Below are 4,406 nucleotides of genomic sequence, written 5' to 3'. Positions count from 1 at the left end.
GTCACGACACCGCTGAGTCTAGCTTTTCTACACTGACAATGAAACAGCCCTGCCAGCGAGGTGTCCTGAGACAGCAAGTTCAAGGCAATATGGCGAACAGCTGCAAAATTCTCAGGTGCAAAGTCTTTGCGAACCCGACAAGTATCTTCCACAAACGCAAGGTCTAAGACCCAATGGAGAGCATTTTCCACCAACCAATGACTGCGAACCGCTTGGGATAATCGAGCCGCATCGCTGGATAAACTGCTGATGTAGTAACGAGTCTCACGTTCGACTTTCCCTGAGAAGCGGCGCTCTGCTTGAATCATCCCGATGGTGGTGAACTTTTTCCATTTCTCGGCATCCACTAAAAACTCCACCTGTGCCATTGTCCAGCAGCGACGAATTTCCACACGCCCGTGCCCTTTATCGATGGTTTGGTCAAACGTATGCTCAATGCCCGCAAAGTTGCGAGATTGGGCATGAGCAAAAATCTGCTGCACATCGGCAAACAAGTTGCCTTGATTGTCTTTGAGTGCCAAAATATAGTCCGCCTTGCGTTCGACAATCTGTTTGGCAATTTGTTTCTGACATCCCATCGCATCTATCGTGACGATGCACCCTTCCAGTTCAAGCACTTTGATTAATTGGGGAATCGCCGTGATCTCATTCGATTTCGCATCGACTTTGCGCTGCCCTAGCACCAAACGGTTCGCGGTTGCCCAAGCACTGACCATGTGAATCGCAGCTTTGTCGTCTGCCGTATCGTAGGATTGCCGTAACGTTTTGCCATCAATTGCCACCACCTCCCCCGCACTCAAGCGCACAAACGACTGTATCCAATTGAGAAAACACGTCTGAAACTGCTCTGGATTCAACCGCGCAAACACACGAGCAAACGTATCATGAGAAGGAATCCCGTTCGGCAACTCCAGGATACGTTTCAACCAAGTCTGCTTAGCTTGTCCGAAGCTTTCCATGCCCACCCAACTGTCCGCCCCGCAAATCACGGCAAGAATCGCAATCGTGAGCAGGTCTATCAATTTGTGCCGTTTGCTGCGCTCGATTCGAGGGTCTTCGATCTCGCTAAAGTGGTCGGATAGCTTTCCTGCCGGTTTGAGTTTCATCGGTCTGTACGCATTGGAGATGAGTGGATCTTCCCTTAATGAACACTCGAAAAGACACGCCGTATCAATGGATCATGTGACACAGGGCACAGCAGCGGCGGTTATGCGTCAAGGTCAACAAACCTTGGGCACTCAACAGTATGACAAAGATAATCTTCGAGGAAAATGGGGGTATTAGAACATGAGAAGACACTTAGCGCTTTTATTGGCGGCTTTGCCTGTATTGATTGGTTCAACAGGTTTAGCTCTTCATTTACATACCAAGTCCTCGACTTCAGAAGTAAAAACGAGCGTTGTTCCGGAGTCCACTATTTCCAGTTCTCTCGCCACCCATCCTCAAGAATCTATTAATGGAAAGCCTGTTAGTCGAAGCTTTGGTTCCATAATGCCAATCTCAGGACTTGAGGACTTAATTGCAAGAGCCGATATCATCGTCATTGGCAAAACTGATAAATCCGTCACAGACGTACCTGCAATCCTCATCAAAGATTTTGAAGGGTTTGTTCATCAAGCAATCAGTGAAGTTCCGTTCAAGGCTACAAAAGTTTTCAAAGGAGATCCAGTACTCAAAACGATTCGAGTCGGACAACAAGCAGCCATGGTTCAACAGAACGGTCGTATGGTCGTCCGAGTCTTAGATGAGTACTCGCCTATGGAACCGGGAAAAAAGTACTTGCTGTTTCTCAAAAAAGGTGCTGCTGGAACAGAAGGAGAAAATTTGTACTTTCCTTTGGGAGTTATGTACGGAAAATATAACCTTGATGGTACAGATAGCAAAGAAGAAGCAACTTTTCCAGATCCAACGTTTAAAGAGATTAAAAAAGCAGTGAAGGAACGGTTTAAGGAATAACAAGCTCGCTTGGCAGGTTTCTATTGCTTAAACTTCCTTGATCAAACTTGCGCTTAATCAAAGAAGTTTAGTCAGTAGAGCTGTATTGATTGTTGTAGCATGAAAGAGCTTGTTCGAAGGGCTATCATCTGCTGCCTTTCTCGTCTTCGTAATTGTTCAGGTAAGATGCGTTTGCCCTGTCTCAGTCGCAAATTCCCTTTAAAGTTCTCGATCTTTGGCATTGGTATATGTTCTTCTCTCAGAACTCGAAGCGATTGGTATCGCATACCAGTTTCATACCAATATCTGAATTTCTCCTAGCTGAAGTGAGGCTTTATGGGGTTCCTATTGAGAATTGGGCATTTTTGAAAACCTTGCCTAGAAACGACAAAACCCCCTGCTAGAGGAGGTTTTATCAATCGGAGCGACAGGATTTGAACCTGCGACCCCTACTACCCCAAAGTAGAAGTAGATTTTCATGAAGCTTTTGCAATAAGCCATTTCAGTCGCTACTTAGACTGGGTATACCTTAATGTATGACCATAGTGTGTGAGAAGCCCTATTAAATAACCGAGAGTCTTTATATAGCAGGTCTCACACACCTGGTTCAATGCAATCTTTGAGGATTGGGACTGTAGATAGAGCAATGGAACTCTTGCCTTCTGCATTTCGCCAATAGAAAACCGCCTCCAGTTAGAAGCGGCTCCAGGTGTATTTCGGTTTGATGGGCGATCCTTCGGAGCATCACCATGTCTAGCCGCTACCAGAACTTTTAAGACTCAACCACTGCGCTCCAATCATCATTCTCAATCGCTGTTTCTAAGTTCCGCCGACGCTCAGCCTCTGCATCATCCAGCGTCTCGCCCTTCTCTAATTCATGGACGAGGGTCGTATCTGCCATTGCCTTGCGTAACTTGAGCTTTTTGTCCTCGTAAGCATTCCGCTCAAAGGCTGACTGAGTTGCTCGAGATGCCTCGCCAACTGTCCTTGCCCATGTTCCTTGTCCCTCTTGATTCCCAGGCGGAATCTGATCCAGCGCGGCAATCCACTCATTTTGCAGGGCTTCCATCGCCTGGCGCTTCGGAACCTTAAACGTCTGAACTCGTATAAATGCGCAGACTTCAACCCCATTTTGGGCGATGTGTCCCTCCAAAGACTGCTGCACATCCCGTGAATAGCCAATGTACTGGGTCTGGCAATCGGCATCTAAAACGGCATATACCCCAGCAACCTTGATCCTGTTGATCAGCGATCGCCAAGTTTCTACTGGCACCACTTCGGATTCATCATTTACCGGGGCTGTTGGTGAAGGGATTGAACAATGCTCATCATCAGAACCGTACAGAAAGCTATGCAGCCCCTGATGATCTGCTGGAACGTTCTGATGTTCAATGGGGACATTGTTTTCGGATTTCACAGGATAAGCCTCAGTTGAGTCAGTCAAAGCTGGACAAGAAAGATCTTACTTTGATTTGGAGTCGAACCGCTCAGTGGGAGAAGCCGCCTCAGAAATGCATGTTCTGAAACTAAGAGCTAACTTGCAAACTCAGGTAACGATGCTTGTGCCTGACGCTGAAACTATTCTCGATGCGGCTGATCTTGCTCGTGATGCTGGGTTCGCTAATGCGAGCGATCGTCCCTTGATTGCAGTGATTTTCTTTGCGCTGCTCTGCCTTGAGGTATGGTTGGGCGATCGGCAAAAAGAACCTTGGAAGCTCTAACGATGCACTATCGAGATCGGAGCGACATCAATCCATACCAGCATTGCCGCAACAGAACAGTTGTTATTCCTTGTCATGGCTTCCCAAGCACTGCTGTTGCCAGAGCGTAAAAAAAGGAAACCCTGGCTTCTGCCTGTTGATAGTGCGAGAAACTGGGTCTCTGCCTCAATCAGGACACAGGCCCAGCAAAGCTTCGTTTATTTGCTCAAGCAGTATCAGTATGGGTTGCTACTCCAACAAGCAGAAATGCGATCATCTCTCACAGACCATTTGATTCACCGTACAGCCATTGCCTATGATCGCTTCGGAGCCAGATAGCGAACCCAAGATAGTCGTGTGAGAAAAGTGCGCCAGGGCAATGCTTCATCTTAGAGGCTTTCACAGGGGACTCCATCGCGATCCCCATCGAGACGGAAGGGGTCGCCAGGATAGGCCCGAAATACGGCATCGACCTGCGCTCTGCTCCCAAAGTCAGAGCAGTCACAATCCGAATTGACGCACGCTGGAAATTGTTGTGCTGCTGGCTTCGGCTTTTGTGTCGAGGATGGTGGCTTTTGTCCCCCATTCCCTCGCCGAAACTCCCACGGCATCACTGGGCTCGGTTGATTCCAAAACCCAAGTCTTTGCAATTGCGCGAGTCGTTCAGCTGCCAAATATAGGACTTACGCAGAGCGAGGAGAGAAGGGCACTCGAAGCAAAGGAAAAATCGCTAGAGTCAAGGGATGAAAGACCCTATAACTCGGCTAGATT

At 47.8% G+C, this 4,406-nt stretch carries 6 protein-coding genes; 3 read left to right on the top strand and 3 right to left on the bottom strand.

The window, feature by feature from the left end; all coding sequences use genetic code 11:
- The coding region (locus AC5JLB_RS13900) for an ISAs1 family transposase (protein ID WP_495874422.1) at positions 1–1,106 on the bottom strand (1,106 nt) is incomplete at its 3' end.
- 181 nt (positions 1,107–1,287) lie between these two features.
- On the opposite strand from AC5JLB_RS13900, the gene AC5JLB_RS13895 reads away from it, so the two are divergent.
- Positions 1,288–1,956 (top strand): hypothetical protein, encoded by a 669-nt coding sequence (locus tag AC5JLB_RS13895; protein WP_495874421.1) that lies wholly within the window; start codon positions 1,288–1,290, stop codon positions 1,954–1,956.
- A 751-nt stretch (positions 1,957–2,707) separates the two neighbouring features.
- On the opposite strand, the gene AC5JLB_RS13890 is transcribed toward AC5JLB_RS13895, so the two are convergent.
- A complete protein-coding gene (locus tag AC5JLB_RS13890; protein ID WP_495872760.1) occupies positions 2,708–3,352 on the bottom strand; it encodes a GIY-YIG nuclease family protein in 645 nt (214 codons plus the stop codon).
- 55 nt (positions 3,353–3,407) lie between these two features.
- On the opposite strand from AC5JLB_RS13890, the gene AC5JLB_RS13885 reads away from it, so the two are divergent.
- Both AC5JLB_RS13885 and AC5JLB_RS13880 read left to right on the top strand, forming a co-directional pair.
- Positions 3,408–3,656, top strand: a complete 249-nt coding sequence (locus AC5JLB_RS13885) for a hypothetical protein (protein ID WP_495874420.1) — start codon at positions 3,408–3,410, stop codon at positions 3,654–3,656.
- 75 nt (positions 3,657–3,731) lie between these two features.
- Positions 3,732–3,974, top strand: coding sequence for a hypothetical protein (locus AC5JLB_RS13880; protein WP_495874419.1), 243 nt, complete (start codon positions 3,732–3,734; stop codon positions 3,972–3,974).
- Between the two features lie 50 nt (positions 3,975–4,024).
- On the opposite strand, the gene AC5JLB_RS13875 is transcribed toward AC5JLB_RS13880, so the two are convergent.
- Positions 4,025–4,309: an excalibur calcium-binding domain-containing protein gene (locus tag AC5JLB_RS13875; protein WP_495874418.1), complete on the bottom strand. Its 285-nt coding sequence runs from the start codon at positions 4,307–4,309 to the stop codon at positions 4,025–4,027.
- Between the last annotated feature and the right edge of the window lie 97 nt (positions 4,310–4,406).

The organism is Myxacorys chilensis (assembly GCF_059505265.1).
Note: the sequence above shows the minus strand (reverse complement) of the source record. Positions and strands in the feature narration are given on the sequence as shown.

Coding starts and splice junctions, on each gene's coding strand:
- AC5JLB_RS13895 (WP_495874421.1), top strand. CDS start 1,288: ATGAGAAGACACTTAGCGCTTTTATTGGCGGCTTTGCCTGTATTGATT.
- AC5JLB_RS13880 (WP_495874419.1), top strand. CDS start 3,732: ATGGCTTCCCAAGCACTGCTGTTGCCAGAGCGTAAAAAAAGGAAACCC.